The 1,061-nt window shown below is 59.9% G+C and carries 1 protein-coding gene; it reads right to left on the bottom strand.

The genetic code is table 11. The features are described 5' to 3' along the window. Positions 1-226: 226 nt before the first annotated feature. Positions 227-1,061: WG repeat-containing protein (locus Q0Y09_RS00230; RefSeq protein WP_297716359.1), on the bottom strand; the 835-nt coding region annotated here is incomplete at its 5' end.

The following is a 1,061-nucleotide window of genomic DNA, read 5'->3' as shown; positions in this document are numbered from 1 at the left end:
CAAACGAAATGATCGACCGCTATATCTATTTTTACAACCATGAGCGCATCCAGTTAAAAACCGGAGAGGCGCCGCTGGCGCGACGCCTCTCCACTTAAAACTCAATATTTCCTACCAGGGGCTCTTTTTTGTGCTGTCCGCTCAATCTGGGGCAGTTCATTTCAAACAGGGTGGGTATTTTTTCAATCATTACACGGTTTTACAAAGCGCTCGGGTGAAGTCCGCGTTACACCAGGTCGCGGTACAAGAAGGTGACGATCTCGCCCCGGGTGCAGGTCTTGTCGGGGGAGAAGGTATCCGCGCCGGTGCCGGCGGTGATGAGCTCCTCGACAGCCCACGCAACCGCCTGCGCATACTCCGCGCCCGCATCCACATCGGTAAATGCGGCGGCATCGGCGGCGGGCTTGCCCGCCAGTTTCCACAGGTAGGTCACTGTGGCGGCGCGGGTCGCGGGGATGTCGGCGCTAAAGCCGTCGGTCAGGCCCTTTTCCACAGCCCAGTTGGCCGCGTCGGTGTAGTACTGCCCGGCGGGGACGGCGGCGCTGGCCGCGGCCTTGGGGGAGCCGTTGGCCCGCCACAGCAGGGTCAGAATTTCCGCCGTGGTGCAGGTCCGCTCGGGGGAGAAGGTATCTTTGCTGGTGCCGGAGGCGACGCCGCTGTCAACGGCCCACTTCACTGCATCCGCGAAGAAATCGGTGACCTTCACATCGGTAAAGCCGGAGACGGTGGGAACCTCCGGGACACTGGGGACGGGGGGCTGTTTGCCGTCATCTACCTTGAGGAGGAAAGCCTTGCCGGCCTCATTCCGTGCCAGGGCAACGCCGTCCTGGAAGGGGGTGATCTCCTTGTACCGGAGGGGGACGACCTGCTTGCCGGTTTTGTCGATCACGCCCCATAGTCCCTCGGTGTTCCTTACCAGCGCCAGACCTTCGGAGAAGTCTTCCGTTTCGAAATATTGGCAGGGGACGACCACTTTGCCGGTTTTGTCGATAAAGCCAAGTAGTACATAGGTGTTCTCTACAGCCGCCAGCCCCTCGGAGAAGTTGTACACATACGAATAT

This window comes from Intestinimonas sp., from assembly GCF_026169115.1.
Lineage (GTDB): Bacteria > Bacillota > Clostridia > Oscillospirales > Oscillospiraceae > Intestinimonas.
Note: the sequence above shows the minus strand (reverse complement) of the source record. Positions and strands in the feature narration are given on the sequence as shown.